This is a genomic window from Micromonospora sp. AKA38 (genome assembly GCF_027925725.1).
Taxonomy (GTDB): domain Bacteria; phylum Actinomycetota; class Actinomycetes; order Mycobacteriales; family Micromonosporaceae; genus Micromonospora.
In genome coordinates, this window is sequence record NZ_BNEI01000002.1 from 682,668 (window position 1) to 698,168 (window position 15,501).

Below are 15,501 nucleotides of genomic sequence, written 5' to 3' on the forward strand. Positions count from 1 at the left end.
CAGCGCCGCCGCACGCCTCACCCGGGCCGTTCCGGGGCCTCCTCGTCGAGCAGGTCGGCCGGGTCGACGCTGAACTCGAACGGCTGCCGCATCACGAACGTGGTTCCCGCCGCCGCGGCGGCCAGCGGCCGGTAGTCGTCGTCGACCAGTTCGTAGAGCGCGAGGGCCGGCACGCGGTTGCGCAGGTCGACCCGGAGGAAGTACGGCACGCCGGCGGCGGCGTACTCCCGAGGCCGGTCGATGACATCCTTACGCCGGTTGCCGGGTGACACGATCTCCCCGAGAAGGACGGCCTGGCCGATGTCGACCGCCGATCGCCCACCACCCGACGAACGCAGCACGGCGATGTCGGGAATGAACAGCTCCTTGCCGGAGACCAAGTTGATCTCCGGATAAACCCAGAGCCCTGCCCGGCGGGCGGCCCGGTGCAACAGGTACGGCAATTCGCGCTCGACCGACTGGTGGTCGATGCCGGCATGTGGTGTCACGATCACGCTTCCGCTCAGGACCTCGACCTTCGGGCCGTTGGTCTCCGGTAGGAGATCGAGAGCGAGCTGCGCGGTCCACGGCTCATCGTGCCAGCGGAGCACGTCGAACGACGGCTCGGCGGACTGCGGTGCCGGCTCCGGCGTGAATGCTGCCTGGGCCATCGGGCTCACCCCCTCAGCGGGTAATCGTGCTGCAACCCACCCTAGCGGCGCTGTCCCGCTCTGCTCGGCTCGCACACGTTGTCCGTCGCGGCCTGGCGGTGCCGGGAGTGCGCCGCGCCGTGGCCGTGCCAGCCGGCCCGACTGCGGCTGCGCCGCGAGTACGCGCACGACCGCCCCGGCCTGGCCGTCTACCTCTGCATGCTGATGCACGACGCGATCGCCGACGCGCCGCGGCGGGGACCGGGCGAGGTCGACCCGGCCGAGCACTTCGCCCGGTTCGTCGGCTGGACCCGACCATGGCCGGTCCAGGGCACTACAGCTAGCTGCCCGGATTGCCGATCCGATCGCGCACCATGACGGCCCACGGATGGTGCAGGCCCTCAAGGATCCGCGCGGAGGCGCTCCAGTCCGCTCTGGCGGCGTCCCGGTCGCCCGCCGCCCACCGGTCCTCCGCCCGGTGCATCAGCACCTCCGCCTCGAAGAACGGGTCCCCCAGATCCCGGAACAACGCAAGGGCGTGCTCGTAACATCGGTCCGCCTGGCCCGGATCGCCGAGATGGGCGCAGAGCCGGCCGAGAGTATCCCAGGCGCTGGCTTCGCCGTGCCGCTCACCGAACCGCCGCAACAGAACCAGCGCCGTCCGGGTCTGACGGAACGACTGGCGGAGATTGCCAGCCAGCAGGTGGTACCAACCAGAGCTGTTGAGCGCTTCGGCACCAGCGCTGTGGTTGCCCGCCAGCAGGAAGAGGAGCCTCGCCCGCCGGGAGTGGTGGAGGGCGCCGGGCAGGTCGCGGCGCTGTTGACGCACATACGCCAACCCGTGGTGGGCCCGCGCCCGCCCGCCGAGGTCTCCGATCCGGCTCGACAGCCGCAGCGCCCGACGCAGGCTGGCCTCGGCCGCATCGTGGTCGCCGAGGCGCAGGTAGGCGCGGCCCATACCGCGCAGCGCGTACGACATGCCGCGGGCGTCGGAGCCCACTCGGGCGGCACGGAGGGCGACGCGGTTCACCACCAGTTGGTCGGCCCAGTGGCCGCCGCGGGACAGGAACGTGGTCATCGCCCACGCCAACTGCCATGCGTGGGTCGCCATGCCGTGCTCGGCGGCCAGGTGCACCATGGCGACGAGGGTTGTCCGGTGCGCCCGGTACCAGGCGTTGGCGTCCTCCTCGTCGACGAGCGAGTGGACGGTGACACCCGGCGCCGGGGTGATCGTGGGGAGCGGTTCCCGGCGAGGCTCAAGTAGACGCGCACCCGCAACCGCGGTCTGCAGGTAATGATCGCCGAGCCGCCTCAGCGCGGACATGCGGTCGGCATCGCTGTCCCGCCGCCCTCGTTCCTTGGCGAAGGCGGCCACCAGGTCGTGCAGGTGCCACCGGCGGTCGGCCGTCTCGCCGATCAGGTGGACCCGGGCCAACTCGGCGAGCAGCGGGCCCACGTGCCCGGGTGGGCGCCCGACCAGGCTTGCCGCCGCCGCCTCGTTGGCGGCGCCGGGATGCAGTCCAAGCACCCGGAAGACCTGCCGGGCCCCGGGGTTCAGCAACCGGTATGAGCCGAGGAGGCAGGAGCGTAGGTCTGTCGGGCTGTCGTGGCTGGCCAGACTGTCGAGCCGTGGCACGGCACCGGTCAGGTCACCCGCGACGACGGCCAGCGGCACCGCGGGCTGGGAGACGATACGGGCAGCCGTCACCGCCAGGGCGAGCGGCAGGCCGCCACAGCGGTCGACAATCACCTGCGCGGCGGTCGCTTCGGCATCGAGGCGGCCGGCGCCGACCCGGCGGCGCAGCAGTTGTCGCGACTCGTCGTCGCTGAGCGGGCTGAGGCTGACCGGGTGTGCGGACGCCGCCGCGACCAGCCCCAGGAGCCGGTCCCGGCTGGTGACGACGACTACGGATCCCGGTGCCGCTACCAACAGCAGTCGGACGTGCTCCGCGTCGCGGGCGTTGTCGAGCAGCAACAACATTCGCTTGCCGGCGAGCAGGCTGCGCAGCAGGCCAGTCCGGCCCGTCTCGTCGACCGGCGTAGCCGCTGCCGGAACCCCCAGCGCGCCCAGGAACGCGTGGGCCGCCGAGGTGGCAGCCAGCGGCGGTTGGCTGGGGTCGAATCCAGACAGGTTGACGAAGAGCTGTCCGTCCGGGAAGCGGTCCTTCACCCGGTGCGCCCAGTGCACCGCGAGCGAGGTCTTACCGATCCCTGGCGGACCTACCACCAGGGTCGTCGTGCCCACGGTTGGCGTCTCCGTGCTGAGGAGCGCGTCCATCACGGCCAGAGCGTCGGCGCGTCCGGTGAAGGAGGCGGTGTCCGGTGGCAGTTGAGCCGGAAGGGGTCGACTCGCCGTGGAGGCGCCTCCTGTCCCGTCCGTCGGCAAGCTGAGTCCCGGAGCCGCCCGTGCCCGCTCGTGAAAGTCGCGCCGCTCGTCACCGGACAGCCCCAACGCCTCGGCCAGCAACCGCACAGTCTGCTGGCGGGGTTGCCGGATCCGCCCGGTTTCCAGGTCACGAAGGTTCCGCACGCTGATTCCCGACCGAGCGGCGAGCTCCTCCTGAGAGAGGTTCAGCGACTGTCGACGCGACTTGATCAAAGGACCGAACTCCATCGCTTGCCCTGTCCCTCAGCCGTCGTGGGAGGAAGTCGCCGGTGGATCGCCGGTCAGTCGCCTGGATCGGCTCCGGTGTGCTCACGACACTACAAGTCATAGACAAACGTCAGCGCGGGCAGATCGGCTGGCACCCGCGCGGCGTTCCTGCCGACAAGCCGGAAGCCCTTTTCGGCGGCCCTAGGAGGTTCTGCATGTTCCAGCGAACACTGTCCGCAGTCACCCGACCGAGCCGGGCTCTCGCCGTGGCCGCAACGGCGGCAGCGGCCCTTCTGGCAGTCAGCTCTCCGGCCGCGGCCGTGGTGACCCCATCCGCCACCTACGCCGACTGCCCCGCTTCCAACGTGTGCTTCTACACCGGCAGCGGCGGGTCCGGCAACATGTGCAAATGGTCGGACGCCGACCCGGACTGGACGTTGGGGATCGACCGCTGCTCCTGGGCCCGGAGCGCTCCGGCCCGCTCGGTGTACAACCGCGGAACGTCCACCTCCTACACGGCGGTGGCGTTCTACACGGGCACGAACTACAGCGGCTACAACGGGTGCATGGGGCAGGGTTGGCAGGGCAACATCGGCCCTGCCTACCTGCTCTCGCACAGGTGGATCACCTCCCCCTGCTGACCGCGGGGTGAGGCCGCGTCCGCGTCAACGTGGGCCGCGGCCGCCAGGCCGGGCGGGCCACGGACTGATCATCCGAGGCCCGCCCTCGCGGCATCAGCGGTCGCGGTCACCGGACGCGGCGAGGTGCTCCAGGTGCCGCATGGGCAGGTGCGGCGGCTGCCACTCCAGGAACAGCGCGGTGGCGTCGTCGTCCAGCTCGTCCTGCTGGTACGCGAGGACGGCGCGTATCAGACGACGCATCGTCTCCGGGCTGGGCAGCCGGTCGTTGAGGGCACGCTCGACGAAGTCGACCAGCCGGTCCAGCCCGAAACGCTCCCTGTTGTCGCCGCGCGCGTCGGTGATGCCGTCGGTGTAGGCGAGGATGCGGTCGCCCGGGTGCAGCGCCTCCTCGTGCACCCGGGGGCGCTTGCCCGACAGGTTGCCCAGGCCGAGCGGCAGCGCGGTCGGGCCGGGCAGCGCCCGGACGGCCCGGCCGTCGCGCAGCAGCATGGCGCCGGGATGACCCGCGTTGATGATCCGGAGCTGGCCGGTGCGCCTGTCGAGTTCGGCGAGCAGCGCGGTCGCGAACGTGCCCGGGTGCTCGGCGCGTACCCACCTGTCGATGCTGATCGCCGTGTCGACCAGGTCGAGGCCGGTACGCCGGGCGTTGCGGTACGCGCTGACCACGAGCGAGGCCAGCGCGCTCGCCTTGATGCCGTGCCCGCAGGTGTCGAAGAGCCCGACGCTGAGCACGTCGTCGTTGAGCGCGTAGTCGAAGATGTCCCCGCCGACGTCGTAGCAGGGTTCGAGGATGGCGGTGATCACCAGGTCGTCGGTGGCGAACGTCAGCGGCGGCAGCAGCCCCCAGACGATCTCGGCGGCGACCTGCATCGGCAGGCGGCGGCGGATCCGTTCCACGACGTCGCCGTAGAGGCGGCGGTTCACCAGGAGCTGGGCGACGTTGACCGCGAGTTCCCAGGCCGGCCGGTCCGACGCGGGGTCGGCGGCGGCCGGCGACACGACCTCCAGCACCCCCAGCCGTTCGCAGCCGAGCAGCAGGGGCACCCAGAGCCGGTCCGGGTGGGCGGGCGCGCGCTGCACCTCGAGGCTGGTGAACGCCCGACCGGCCAGCGTCGTCTCGATCGTCAGCTCGCCCCGGGCCGGGCCGGCGCCGGGCATGGGGACGAGCGACGACTGCGTGTAGTCGGCCAGGTAGATCACGATCTCGCTGGCGCCGATGGCCGGCGCGGCGCTGCTCACCAGGAGCGACAACTCGTCCGGCCCGCCCCGGGACGCGTGGAGTTGCAGCCAACGTGCTGCCTCGCCGCCGTCGACCACCGCACCTCCCCCGCGTCCCCACCACCGTAGGAGTCCGACGGCGAACTGCCAACGTACGGGCACCCGACTTCGGTCAGGCGGGCCGGTCCAGGACGAACGTCTCCAGCTCCGCGCCGCCGTACCAGTCGGTGCGGACGCCGACGTGCGTCATGCCGAGGCGCCGGGCCACCGCCGTCGACGGCTCGTTGCCGGCCATCACCACCGCGTACACCCGGCCGGTGCCGGTGGCGAACTCCCGCTCCAGCACCGCCCGGGCCGCCTCGGTGGCGTAGCCGTGGCCCTGGGCGTCGGGGTGCAGGTGCCAGCCGACCTCCAGGTCGTCGGTAGGCGTGACACCGTCCCGGCCGGGCAGCGGCTTGAGCAGCACGCTGCCGGCCGCGCAGCCCGTCGCGTGCGGTTCGATCGCCCACAGGCCCCACCGACCGGCGTACGGCGCGTTGCGCTCGCGCCAGGAACGCACCCGCTCCAGCGCCTGCGCGGGGTCGGTCAGCCGCCCCTTCCCGCCGCCCAGCCAGCGCATCACCTCCGCACGGGAGTAGATGTCGTAGACCCGGGCGAGGTCGTCGGGTGACTCGGTCCAGTCCCGGACCACGAGCCGCTCGGTCGAGGCGATCATCATGACGCCGGATCGTAATGCGTGGCCGGCGACCGCACGGGGAACGAGGGGGCGATGGGCGACGGCTGGCACCGCACGAAGCGGATCACCTCGGCGGCGTTCCGGCCGGTCCGGGGCCGGGATCTCTCACTGCACGCCGCCGCGATCACGTTCTACGGCGCGATCGCCGTGGTGCCGGTGGCGCTGCTGGCGATCTGGCTCACCGGGCTGCTCGCCGGCGCCGACCGGGTGCGCCGGCTGACCTCGTACGCGATCGACACGCTGCCCACCGAGATCGGCGCGCACCGGGCGGTGGCCGCGCTGGTCGAGGCCGGGTTGGGGCTGACCCCGCTGCTGGCGCTCGCCTCGCTGCTGCCGGCCTCGCTCTACGGCGAGGGATTGCGCCGGGCGTTCGTCTCGGTGGCCGAGCCGCGCGCCGAGTCCGGCGCGCTTGTCGGCTGGCGCGGCCGGCTGCTGCTGCTGCCGCTGCTCGCGCCCGCCCCGGCCCTGCTGCTGTCGATCCTGCTGGCGCTGCCGCTGACCACCCGGCTGGTCCGGCAGGGCGGCTGGATCGGCGCGCTCGGTGTGGTGCTGTCGTTCCTGGCGGTGTGGCTGGTGCTCACGCCGGTGCTGGTGTGGGTGTTCCGGGTGGTCGGCCCGGCCTCCCCGGACTGGTTGTCCACGCTCGGCATGGGCTCGTTCACCGCCGCGAACCTCTCCGGCTTCCTGCACGGTTTCGTGCTGTTCTGCTCGCTGCCGCTGAACCTGGGCGTGCCGTTCGGCGGGTTCGACGAGATCGGCGGCGGGGTGGCGGTGCTGCTCTGGCTCTACCTGTTCCACGTGATCGTGCTGGCCGGCTACTCGGCCACGCTGGCGTTGAGCCGGTGGCGGGCCGCCCGGGAGGCGGCCCGCGCCTGAGCCCGGTCAGCGCCGGAACGGGCCGCGCACCTCGTAGGTGATGCCGCCGGTGCCGGCCTTCGCGCCGCTGGTGCCGCGCTGCGACGAGAAGTAGAGCCGGCTGCCGTCCGGCGCGAACGCCGGGCCGGTGAGTTCCGACGCCGCCTGCCCGAGCAGCCGCAGGAACGGCGTCACCACGCCGGCCGGCGTGATCATGTTGATCTCCATGTCGCCGCCGTCCTCGGCCACGTAGAGGTCGCCGCCTCCGGTGCCGGTGATGTTGTCCACCCCGGTCAGCGGCGCCGCGCCGGCCTCCACCAGCGAGTCGTCGTACGCGAGGTCGAGCCGCTCCCGCGCCGCGTCGTACGCCCACACCCGGTTGTCGCCCTTGGTGGTGAACCAACAGGTGTCGTCCGCGTACCAGCAGCCCTCGCCACCGGCGAACGACTTCGCGGCGCCCGCCTGGTAGCGGGTGGGCACCGGGAAACCGTCCCGGTCCGGCAGGTCCCGCCAGGTCACCGGGCCGGCCACCTGGTCCTCCGGGGCGCAGAGCACCTGCACCCGACCGGTGCGCAGGTCACCCCAGGTGTCCGGCACGAAGCGGTAGAAGCAGCCGTCCGGCTCGTCCTCGGTCAGGTAGACCACCTGCCGGACCGGGTCGCAGGCCGCCGCCTCGTGCTTGAAGCGACCCATCCGGGTCCGCTCCTCGCCGCCCCGGCCGCCGTCCGGCCAGGTCTCGAACACCCGGCCCAGCGGCACCTCCTCGCAGGAGAGCCACGTCCCCCACGGGGTGGGACCGCCGGCGCAGTTGTTGTTGGTGCCGCCGAGGATCCGGTACGCGGCGACGATCGTGCCGTCGGCCGCGAAGCGCACCGCCGAGGCGCCGCCGACCAGCGGCACCTCCGAGTTGGAGACGTAGCACCAGCCGTCGCCGGCCGGGAAGCACGCGCCGCCGTCCGGCGCCGGGTGCCAGACGTACGAGGTGCCGGCGACCCGCTGGCCGGAACGGGCGATCACCCGACTGGTGAAGCCGTCCGGCAACCGGAGGCCGTTGGCGTCGGCGGCCAGCAGGTCACCGTAGGGGCCGGGACCGGGCTGGGCGGGCGCCGCCGGTGCGGCGGCGGCCCAGAGGCCGCCCGCGAAGGCGGTGCCGCCCGTCACGGTGGCAGCACGCAGGACGGTACGACGATCCATCGGATGACCTCCCCGAGACGACGACTCCCCGCCGACGGTAGCTGTCGGACCGCATCGACCGCCGCCACTGCCCGGTGAACGTGGCGTGACGTCAGAGTCGGTCGACGTACCGCTTCGCCTCGGCCAGCGACCAGTTCGTGTGCTCCCGCACCAGCTTGACGGCGTGGATCTTCTTCCCGGCGTGCACCAGCCGGGTCGCCTCGGCGCGCACGCCGCCGCCCGGGTCGACCGGGCCGCCGGGTGGGGCCGGCAGCGGGCCGCCCGCCCGCAACGCGTCGACCGCCTGCTTCGCCTCCAGCAGCGGCAGCCCGGTCTGCTGGCGCAACAGCCGGACCGCCTCGACCGTGTGCCCCGCACGGGCCAGCCGGAGCACCTCCCCCTGCCCACCGCCCGCGGCCGGGTCCGGGGCGACCAGATCCCGGGGACGGCCGGCGGACCGCCGGAGCACGAACCAGAGCAGGAGCAGGACGACGAGTACGGCCGGGAGCGCGAACTGGACTGCCTCGGGCATGCCGGCCACGGTAGCGCCCGGCCGCGAACCCTCCCGCCGGGGTCGGCCCGGCAGTAGGCTCCGTTCCCATGACTGACGGGACTCAGCTGCCGGCACGCGCCGACGTCGTCGTGGTCGGCTCCGGGCACAACGGCCTGGTCTCGGCGATCCTGCTGGCCCGCGCCGGCCTCGACGTGCTGGTGCTGGAGGCGGCCGAGGTGATCGGCGGCGCCACCCGCACCGAGAACCCGTTCCCGCTGGTGCCCGGGCTGCGTCACTCCACCGGGTCGTACCTGCTCGGGCTGATGCCGCCGGAACTGCTCGCCACGCTCGACGTGACCATTCCGGTGCTGCGCCGCGACCCGCACTACTTCCTGCCCACGCCCGGCGGCCCCGGCGCGCCGTACCTCCTCTTCGGCAGCGACGTGGCGGCCACCCGGCGGCAGCTCACCGAGATGTTCTCGGCGGCGGACGTGGCGGCCGACGACGCGCTCCAGGCCGAGCTGGCGCAGCTCCGCGAGGACCTCGCGCCGGCCTGGCTGGCCGAGCCGCTGCCGGTCGACGAGACCGCCGAGCGCTACGTCCGGCCGGCCCTGCGACAGGTCTTCGTCGACCTGGTCCGCGGCTCGGTCGCCGACCACCTGGCCCGCTTCGACTTCCGCTCCGAGCTGCTGGTCAGCATGTACGCGGTCACCGACGGCCTGTCCGGGCTCAACGCCGGCCCGGACGACCCGGGCACCGGGCACAACTTCCTGGTGCACAACATGTGCCGGCTCCCCGGCGCGGACGGCACCTGGATGATCGCCGAGGGCGGCATGGGCACCGTGTCGCGCACGTTCGCCGACGCGGCCCGGGGCGCGGGCGCCCGCATCGTCACCGGCGCCCCGGTCACCGCCGTCACGCTGGACTCCGGCGCCGCGTCGGGCGTGGTGCTGGCCGACGGCCGGGAGGTCGGCGCGTCAGTGGTGCTGGGCGCGTGTGACCCGTACCGGCTGATCGACCTGTTGCCCGAGCGCGCTCCCGGCGGAGCTGGGCGCGCGGATGGCGGCGGTCCGCCGGCCCGGCACCACGCTCAAGCTCAACCTGGCGCTCACCGGGCTGCCGCGCTTCTCCTGCCTGCCGGCCGACGCGCCGAGCCCGTTCGGCTCGACCATCCACCTGCTGCCCGGCTCCGACTCGCTGGTCGGCGGCGGCGGTGAGTCGCCGATGGCGGCGCTGCGCGGCATGTGGGCCGACGTCCAGGCCGGGCGGCTGCCGGACGAGCCGACCATCGAGTGGTACGTGCACACCACCGTCGACCCGTCGCTGCAAGACCCCGCCGGGCACCACTCGTCGGCGCTGTTCGTCCAGTCGGTCCCCTACGAGCTGGCCGGCACCACCTGGGACGCGGCGCTGCCCGGGTACGTCGAGCGGCTGGTCGCGATCTGCGAGCGGTACGCGCCGGGCACCGCCGACCTGATCGCGGACGCGGTGCCGCTGCCCCCGCCCGGCATCGAGGCCCACTTCGGCATCACCGGCGGCCACATCCACCACGTCGACAACACGGTGTCGTTCACCGACCGGATGCCGTACGCCACCGGCGTGGACGGCGTCTACGCCGGCAGCGCCGGCTGCCACCCGGCAGGCAGCGTGATCGGCGCCGCCGGCCACAACGCCGCCCGCCGCATCCTCGCCGATCTGGGGTAAGGAGGGGCCCCCTGTTAACGCCTCCGGTATAGCAGGGGCCCCCTCTCACACCTCACGACGGCTCGGCGGCCTCCTGCCCGGCGCGCGGCAGGTCACCGGGGCCACGGATCACGTAGAGCCCGATCAGCAGCAGGTACGCCAGCAGGCTGAGGATCGGGTCGACGAACACGACCGCGAACGCGACCAGGTACAGCAGCGGGCCGAGCCGGAACCGGCGGGCCACCGCCCGGGCCAGCCGCGGGTCGAGATCCGGGTGCAGCAGGCCCCGGCGGCGGGCCCACCACCAGCTCAGGTTGAAGAACGTCGCCTCGCCGAGCACCGTGCCGACGTACAGCGCCGCGGTCAGCCGCTGGTCGCCGGCCGAGCCGCGCAGATTGTCCGCCAGCAGGTTCGCGGTGAACGGGATGGCGGCCACGAACATCAGCAGCAGCAGGTTCAACACCAGCAGCATCTGGTCGACCCGGCAGACGTAGCGCCACATGTTGTGGTGCGTCAGCCAGACCTGGCCGACGACCGCGAACGTGATCACGTACGCCAGGTAGGCCCGCCACTCGTGTGCCAACGCGGCCGACAGCCCCCGGTCGTCCGGGGCGTCCGGGCCGAACTGGAGCAGCTCGACCGCCATCAGCGTGAGCACGATGGCGATCACCGCGTCGCTGAACGCCTCCACCCGGGAGGCGTCCCGCGCCATCTCGCTGCTGCGCGCGAACCGGTACGCCGGCTCCCGGTCCGCGCCCGTCACGCCGCCCACCTCACCAGGAGATGGTCGCGCGCCGGGGGCGGCGGGCGGGGCGAAAGCGTCAGATGACCGGGTTCCCGGCCGGCGCCGGCGTCTCCTCGTCGGCCCGGTGGGCGCGGATCTTGTGCCCGACGCTGGTCAGGCACCGGCCGCTGGGCAGGTCGAACTTCCAGCCGTGGAGCTGGCAGGTGAGCTGGTCACCGTCGACGATGCCGAACCGGCTCAGGTCCGCCTTCAGGTGCGGGCAGCGCCGCTGCACCACCCAGCCGTCGACCGTGATGTCCTCGGCGTCGACCGCGCGCTCGTGCTCGTCGTACCAGCCCTCGGCGTACTGGAGGCGTTCCTCGGAGAGGCACTTGAAGAACGCGTAGACGAACTCGTTGTACTGGCCGATCCGGGCCGCCGAGAACCGGCAGGAGAGGAAGAGCGAGTTGACCCAGTCGACCTCGCCGATGTGGAACAGGTGCTCGATCAGCGCCCGCTCGGTGCGGAACCGGTAGCGGACCTTCTCGTCCGCGTACGGCCGGACCTCCTTGCCCGGGAAGTCCACCACGATCGACTCGACGTCGGCGCCGTCGTAGCTGACCAGGTCGAAGCGGACCGGGCCGCCGACGCCCTTGGCCAGATAGATCGACTCGTCGAGCAGCGGCTCGATCCGGCGCTTCATCTCGGCCAGCACGTCGATCTCCGGGTGCCGCCAGGACGCCTTCTCGGCCTCGATGACGCCGCGCTTGCGCTCCCGCATCTCCTCCAGGTGGGCGACCTTGTTCGCGAAGAACTCCTCCACCGGCTGCGGGTGGGTGGTGGTCGCGCCCTCGGTGGTGATCTCGGTGACGCTGCCGGGCAGCAGCACGATGCCGTTGTGGCCGCCGACCTTCGCGTACTCGGCCAGGAAGACCGACTGGTCGGGGAAGATGTTGCCCTCGTCGCCGAAGATGTCGTTGAACTGCCACAGCTCGTCGTCGAGGAAGCAGGGCGGGCCGGCGATCGGGAAGACGTGGTCGGCCTTCAGGTCGTCGATGTAGCGCCAGGTGCGGTCGAACTGCCGGTCCCGCTTCTGCTTGCCGAACGCGGTCTTCGCCGACTGCGGCAGCTCGTAGACCATCGGGTACCAGATCGCGCCGGAGAACTGGAGCATGTGCGCGTGCACGTGGCCCAGCTCGGCGAAGACGGTCAGGTCGGTGGGGCGGGCGTCGTTCTGGTTGAGCAGCCGGACGCCGTCGTACTCGACCCAGAGCGACGAGTCGCCGATCGGGCCGTCGGTCGGGCTGGTCAACGCCTGGATCATGATCTTGAGGCCGCCGGGCAGCTCCACCACCTGCTCGTTCGGGGCCTTCAGGAACTTCGTGAAGCCCAGCTCCCGCAGCTCGTCCTCCATCTCGGAGGTCGGGTACTCGGGCAGCAGGACGGTGGCATCCTTCGAGACGAAGTCCCGCAGGTGCTTCGCGTCGAAGTGGTCCCGGTGCAGGTGCGACACGTACAGGTAGTCGACCTGGCCCAGCGTCGCCCAGTCGAGCTGGGAGTTGTCGGGGAAGGGGAACCACGAGGCGAAGTAGGCGGGATTGACCCACGGGTCGCACAGGATGCTGCCCGCGGGCGTGTCGATCCGCATGCTGGCGTGGCCCGTACCGGTCACTCGCACCGTAGTCCCCCTCAAAAAGGCATCAGGCGTACGACAAGACGCTACCGGAGACAGTGTGGTCGCCGTCCCGCGACGCCCACAGTGCCGGCCGGCCCCCGCGGAACAGGTCCAACGGCCCGGGCCGATCCGCCCACCGTCGCGCCGGCCGCCGGTCGCCCGTGCGGGTCGTCCGACCGCGTCGGGTCGGACCCTGCGCCGGGCCCGGCACGCGGCGTGCCAGACTAACCGGAGATCCGATCGCGAGGGAAGGACCGACAGTGGCAGGAGACGAGCCGGTAACCGCGCCAGACCAGCACAGGCCCGGGCACCGCAGGTCCGGACGGATCGGTGCGGTGGTGTCGGCGGTGGCCCTGGTGTTGATGGCGCTCTGCGGCACCGAGGAGGGCCGGGTGGAGCACATCTGGCTGTTCGGGATCGCCGCGCTGCTGCTCGCCATCGTCATCGGCGACGCCGTGCTGCGCCGCAACGGCCTGCGGTCCTGACACCCGGCACCAGCGGTACGCGGAAGGGCCCGTCCCCTCGGGGGCGGGCCCTTCGTCGTCGGTGCGTCGTCGGTGCGTCGTCGGGTGCGGCTCAGCGGCCGAGCAGGATGTCCTGCACGTCCTTGAGCGCGGCGTCGACCTCGGCCTCGAAGTAGCCGCCGGGCACCAGGCCGAAGCGCAGCGTGTCCAGCTCCTTCGGGTTCACCGGCATCGGGTTGCGCCCCTGCATGCCGCCGAGCAGCGTGTCGAAGAACCGGTCGACCTGGTCCGGGTCGTACCCGCTGCCGAACCGACGGACCTGGAAGCCGCGCCGGATCTGGTCGACCCGGTGCAGGTCGCTGCCGGGCGGGCCGGCCATCGGCGGTCCCACCATCGGCGGGCCGGCGGCCGGCGGACCGACAAGCGGCGGGCCCGTCATCGAGGGGCCGCCGCCGTAGCCCTGGTCCGGCGGGCCGTAGCCCTGGTCCGGCGGGCCGTAGCCCGGATCCGGCGGGCCGTAGCCCTGCTGCGGCAGCGCCGGCGGGCCGGCCGGGCCGCGCCCACGCAGCTCCCGCAGGTCCCGCTCGGGCATCCGGATCTCCGCGGTCATGTCGGTCCGACCGTGCCGGCCGGCCTCGAAGCCGTCGAAGCGGTCGCTCGGGCCGCCGTACCCACCCGGGCCCTTGTCCTGGCCGTATCCGCCGGGGCCGGTGTCCTGGCCGTAGCCGCCCGGACCGGTGTCCTGACCGTATCCGCCGGGACCGGTGTCCTGGCCGTAGCCGCCCGGGCCGGGTGGCAGGCTGCGCGGCGGCGGTCCGCCGTGCCCGATCGGGGCACCCGGCCCGGGGCCCATCGGGCCGGGACCGGCCGGGCCGCGCGGCGCGTCGTAGCCGCCACGGGGGCCGTCGTACCCACCGGCGAACGCGCCGGTCGGCTCGTCGTAGCGGTTGCCGTAGCGGTCGACGGGCGGGCCGGCCTGGGCCGGCATCTGCCGGGGCGGCATCGGCGGCTGCGGCACCGGGGACAGGCCACGGTCGTCGCGCATCGGCGGGCCGAGCCGGTCTGCCATCCGGGGATCGCCACCGCGCCCGCCGGGGGCGCCGGCGCGCTCCTCCAGCTCGGCGAGCTGCCGCTCGACCCGGTCGAGGTGCAGGTCGACCTGCCACTCGTCATAGCCGTTGAACCGGACCCGGAAGACGACGTCGTGGACCTCCTGGGACGCGACGGGCGCACCGACCGGCTGGCCGTCGAGGGTCGCCTCGACCCGGTCCAGGAAGGCGTCCACCTCGTCGACCTTGTATCCCCGACGGAGCGCCTTCCGCCGGAAACGCTGACCCTGACTCGCCACTATGTCTCCTGGTCTCGTACCGCTACGCCGTTGCCGCGCGGGGGTCGCTGTCGGTGTCCTCGGCGGCGGCGAGCTGCCCACACGCCCCGTCGATCTCGCGCCCCCGGGTGTCCCGCACCGTGGTGGACACGCCGGCGTCGCGCAACCGCCTGACGAACTCCCGCTCGACCGGCTTCGGGCTGGCGTCCCAGCGGCTGCCCGGAGTCGGGTTGAGCGGGATCAGGTTCACGTGGGTCAGCTTGCCCGCCAGCAGCCGCCCGAGCAGGTCGGCCCGCCACGGCTGGTCGTTCACGTCCTTGATCATCGCGTATTCGATGGACACGCGACGCCCCGTCGTGGCCGCGTAGTCCCACGCCGCGTCCAGCACCTCGGACACCTTCCAGCGCTGGTTGACCGGGACGAGTTCGTCGCGCAGCTCATCATCGGGGGCGTGCAGCGACAACGCAAGGGTCACGGAGAGGTCTTCGCTGGCCAACCGCCGAATGGCCGGCACCAGCCCGACCGTGGAGACGGTGATGTGCCGCTGGGACAGGCCGAGCCCTTCCGGGGCCGGCGCGACCAGCCGGCGGATCGCCGCCACCACCCGCGCGTAGTTGGCCAACGGCTCACCCATACCCATGAACACCACGTGCGACAGCCGCGGCGGCGAGCCGGCCACCGCACCGGAGGCGGCCACGCCGGCCAGGTAGACGGCCTGGTCGACGATCTCCGCGGTGGAGAGGTTGCGGGTCAGCCCGGCCTGGCCGGTGGCGCAGAACGGGCAGGCCATGCCGCAGCCGGCCTGGCTGGAGATGCAGACGGTGACCCGGTCCGGGTAACCCATCAGCACGCTCTCCACCAGCGAGCCGTCGTGCAGCCGCCAGAGCGCCTTGCGGGTGGCGCCGTCGTCGCAGGCCAGCTCGCGCACCGGGGTGAGCAGCGTGGGCAGCAACGTGCCGGCCAGCCGCTCCCGGGTCGCCGCCGGCAGGTCGGTCATCCGCTCCGGGTCACGGACCAGGCGGCCGAAGTAGTGGTTCGACACCTGCTTGGCGCGGAACGCCGGTTCGCCCAGCTCGGTGACGAGCGCCTGCCGGCCCGGCAGGTCGAGGTCGGCGAGGTGGCGGGGAGGCATCGCGGGCCGGCGGCCGCGGGCGTCGGGGTCTACGGAGATCAGCGGGAGGCTCGTCATGGCGCGTCCAGTCTGACACGCGCCGAGCCGGACGCACCTGTCCACCGGCGCCGAATCGCCCCCGACCGGCCGGTCGGGGGCGTGGCGACGACGTGATCCAT

The 15,501-nt window shown here is 72.9% G+C and carries 14 protein-coding genes and 1 pseudogene; 5 read left to right on the forward strand and 10 right to left on the reverse strand.

Features of this window, described 5'->3' with window-relative positions; genetic code table 11:
* Positions 1 to 17: 17 nt before the first annotated feature.
* Complete coding sequence (locus tag TPA0908_RS06625; protein ID WP_281935632.1) at positions 18 to 650, reverse strand: Uma2 family endonuclease; 633 nt, start codon at positions 648 to 650, stop codon at positions 18 to 20.
* Positions 651 to 728: 78 nt separating this feature from the next.
* Here TPA0908_RS06625 and TPA0908_RS06630 point away from each other — a divergent pair, with 78 nt between their 5' ends.
* A complete protein-coding gene (locus tag TPA0908_RS06630; protein WP_281935633.1) occupies positions 729 to 1,007 on the forward strand; it encodes a hypothetical protein in 279 nt (92 codons plus the stop codon).
* Here TPA0908_RS06630 and TPA0908_RS06635 read toward each other — a convergent pair.
* On the reverse strand, positions 970 to 3,243 hold the full coding sequence (locus TPA0908_RS06635) for an ATP-binding protein (protein ID WP_281935635.1): 2,274 nt from the start codon (positions 3,241 to 3,243) through the stop codon (positions 970 to 972). The two genes, TPA0908_RS06630 and TPA0908_RS06635, sit on opposite strands and share 38 nt — an antisense overlap.
* A gap of 299 nt (positions 3,244 to 3,542) precedes the next feature.
* Between TPA0908_RS06635 and TPA0908_RS06640 the strand changes: the two genes are divergently transcribed.
* Entirely contained in the window at positions 3,543 to 3,863 is a 321-nt protein-coding gene (locus TPA0908_RS06640) for a peptidase inhibitor family I36 protein (RefSeq protein WP_281935637.1), read from the forward strand.
* A gap of 93 nt (positions 3,864 to 3,956) precedes the next feature.
* Here TPA0908_RS06640 and TPA0908_RS06645 read toward each other — a convergent pair whose 3' ends face one another.
* Together TPA0908_RS06645 and TPA0908_RS06650 are read right to left on the reverse strand one after the other, a co-directional pair.
* Positions 3,957 to 5,180 (reverse strand): PP2C family protein-serine/threonine phosphatase, encoded by a 1,224-nt coding sequence (locus TPA0908_RS06645; protein ID WP_281935638.1) that lies wholly within the window; start codon positions 5,178 to 5,180, stop codon positions 3,957 to 3,959.
* Positions 5,181 to 5,253: 73 nt separating this feature from the next.
* Positions 5,254 to 5,799, reverse strand: a complete 546-nt coding sequence (locus tag TPA0908_RS06650) for a GNAT family N-acetyltransferase (protein WP_281935640.1) — start codon at positions 5,797 to 5,799, stop codon at positions 5,254 to 5,256.
* 51 nt (positions 5,800 to 5,850) lie between these two features.
* Here TPA0908_RS06650 and TPA0908_RS06655 point away from each other — a divergent pair, with 51 nt between their 5' ends.
* Positions 5,851 to 6,693: a YhjD/YihY/BrkB family envelope integrity protein gene (locus TPA0908_RS06655; protein WP_281935642.1), complete on the forward strand. Its 843-nt coding sequence runs from the start codon at positions 5,851 to 5,853 to the stop codon at positions 6,691 to 6,693.
* Positions 6,694 to 6,699: 6 nt separating this feature from the next.
* On the opposite strand, the gene TPA0908_RS06660 is transcribed toward TPA0908_RS06655, so the two are convergent.
* Entirely contained in the window at positions 6,700 to 7,866 is a 1,167-nt protein-coding gene (locus TPA0908_RS06660; protein WP_281935644.1) for an alkaline phosphatase PhoX, read from the reverse strand.
* 91 nt (positions 7,867 to 7,957) lie between these two features.
* A complete protein-coding gene (locus TPA0908_RS06665) occupies positions 7,958 to 8,377 on the reverse strand; it encodes a 50S ribosomal protein L7/L12 (protein WP_281935646.1) in 420 nt (139 codons plus the stop codon).
* Positions 8,378 to 8,445: 68 nt separating this feature from the next.
* On the opposite strand from TPA0908_RS06665, the pseudogene TPA0908_RS06670 reads away from it, so the two are divergent.
* Positions 8,446 to 10,042 (forward strand): annotated as a pseudogene (locus tag TPA0908_RS06670) (phytoene desaturase family protein).
* A 52-nt stretch (positions 10,043 to 10,094) separates the two neighbouring features.
* Here the strand turns inward: TPA0908_RS06670 and TPA0908_RS06675 are convergent.
* Both TPA0908_RS06675 and TPA0908_RS06680 read right to left on the reverse strand, forming a co-directional pair.
* Complete coding sequence (locus tag TPA0908_RS06675; RefSeq protein ID WP_281936277.1) at positions 10,095 to 10,733, reverse strand: TMEM175 family protein; 639 nt, start codon at positions 10,731 to 10,733, stop codon at positions 10,095 to 10,097.
* A 109-nt stretch (positions 10,734 to 10,842) separates the two neighbouring features.
* A complete protein-coding gene (locus TPA0908_RS06680) occupies positions 10,843 to 12,423 on the reverse strand; it encodes a Rieske 2Fe-2S domain-containing protein (RefSeq protein ID WP_281935647.1) in 1,581 nt (526 codons plus the stop codon).
* A gap of 257 nt (positions 12,424 to 12,680) precedes the next feature.
* On the opposite strand from TPA0908_RS06680, the gene TPA0908_RS06685 reads away from it, so the two are divergent.
* Entirely contained in the window at positions 12,681 to 12,905 is a 225-nt protein-coding gene (locus tag TPA0908_RS06685) for a DUF2631 domain-containing protein (protein ID WP_107155975.1), read from the forward strand.
* 91 nt (positions 12,906 to 12,996) lie between these two features.
* Here the strand turns inward: TPA0908_RS06685 and TPA0908_RS06690 are convergent, their stop codons facing one another.
* Together TPA0908_RS06690 and rlmN are read right to left on the reverse strand one after the other, a co-directional pair.
* Positions 12,997 to 14,232 (reverse strand): DivIVA domain-containing protein, encoded by a 1,236-nt coding sequence (locus TPA0908_RS06690; RefSeq protein WP_281935650.1) that lies wholly within the window; start codon positions 14,230 to 14,232, stop codon positions 12,997 to 12,999.
* 22 nt (positions 14,233 to 14,254) lie between these two features.
* Positions 14,255 to 15,400: a 23S rRNA (adenine(2503)-C(2))-methyltransferase RlmN gene (gene rlmN / locus TPA0908_RS06695; protein WP_281935651.1), complete on the reverse strand. Its 1,146-nt coding sequence runs from the start codon at positions 15,398 to 15,400 to the stop codon at positions 14,255 to 14,257.
* Between the last annotated feature and the right edge of the window lie 101 nt (positions 15,401 to 15,501).